Origin of the sequence: Pseudomonas fluorescens (assembly GCF_902497895.1) — a bacterium.
In the GTDB taxonomy this organism is placed as follows: Bacteria; Pseudomonadota; Gammaproteobacteria; order Pseudomonadales; family Pseudomonadaceae; genus Aquipseudomonas; species Aquipseudomonas fluorescens_BP.
In genome coordinates this window covers 1-1,055 of the sequence record NZ_CABVHQ010000157.1, presented here as the reverse complement: position 1 = coordinate 1,055, position 1,055 = coordinate 1, and the positions used below count along the sequence as shown (strand labels likewise).

General features: G+C 60.5%; 2 protein-coding genes. Both read right to left on the bottom strand.

The window, feature by feature from the left end; translation table 11 throughout:
* Window positions 1-794, bottom strand: a 794-nt coding sequence (locus F8N21_RS30280; protein ID WP_150645600.1) for an electron transfer flavoprotein subunit alpha/FixB family protein, incomplete at its 3' end; no start/stop codon positions are given.
* Window positions 795-1,055, bottom strand: a 261-nt coding sequence (locus F8N21_RS30275) for an electron transfer flavoprotein subunit beta/FixA family protein (RefSeq protein WP_412071691.1), incomplete at its 5' end; no start/stop codon positions are given.

Here is a 1,055-nt window from a genome sequence, read left to right as displayed (position 1 = left end):
TGCTGGATCGCGCCGGAGATACCGACCGCGATGTACAGCTGTGGCGCAACGATTTTGCCGGTCTGACCGACCTGCATGTCGTTCGGTACGAAACCTGCGTCGACCGCGGCGCGGGAAGCACCGACCGCCGCGCCCAGCTTGTCGGCCAGGGCGTACAGGTGTTTGAAGTTGTCGCCGTTCTGCATGCCGCGACCGCCGGAAACGACGATCTTGGCAGCGGTCAGTTCCGGACGATCAGATTTTGCAAGCTCTTCGCCGACGAAGCTGGAGGTGCCAGCGTCGTGGACAGCAGCGACCGCTTCAACAGCCGCCGAACCGCCTTCAGCGGCAACCGGGTCGAAACCGGTGGCACGCACGGTGATCACTTTGATGGCAGCCGAAGATTGCACGGTAGCGATGGCGTTACCGGCATAGATCGGACGCTTGAAGGTGTCAGCGCTTTCTACCGAGATGATCTCGGAGATCTGGTCAACGTCCAGCGCAGCGGCGACGCGTGGCAGGATGTTTTTGCCGTTGGAGGTGGCAGCAGCCAGAATGTGGCTGTAACCAGTGCCCAGCTCGGCGACCAATGGCGCAACGTTTTCCGGCAACTGGTGCGCGTAGGCAGCGTTGTCGGCTACCAGCACTTTGGCCACGCCAGCGATTTTCGCTGCGGCTTCAGCCACGGCGCCAGCGCCAAGACCGGCAACCAGTACGTGAATGTCGCCACCGATTTTCGCGGCCGCAGCCACGGTGTTCAGCGTGGCCGGGGCCAGCACTTTGTTGTCGTGTTCCGCTATAACCAAGATAGTCATTTAGATTACCTTCGCTTCGTTTTTCAGTTTCTCGACCAGTTCGGCCACCGACTTGACCTTGATACCCGCGCTGCGTGCAGCCGGCGCTTCGACTTTCAGGGTCTTGGTGGTGGAGGCGGTGGAAACGCCCAAAGCGTCCGGAGTCAGCACTTCGAGAGGCTTCTTCTTGGCTTTCATGATGTTTGGCAGGGACGCATAACGCGGCTCGTTCAAACGCAGGTCGGTGGTGACGATGGCTGGCAGTTTCAGGGAAACTGTCTG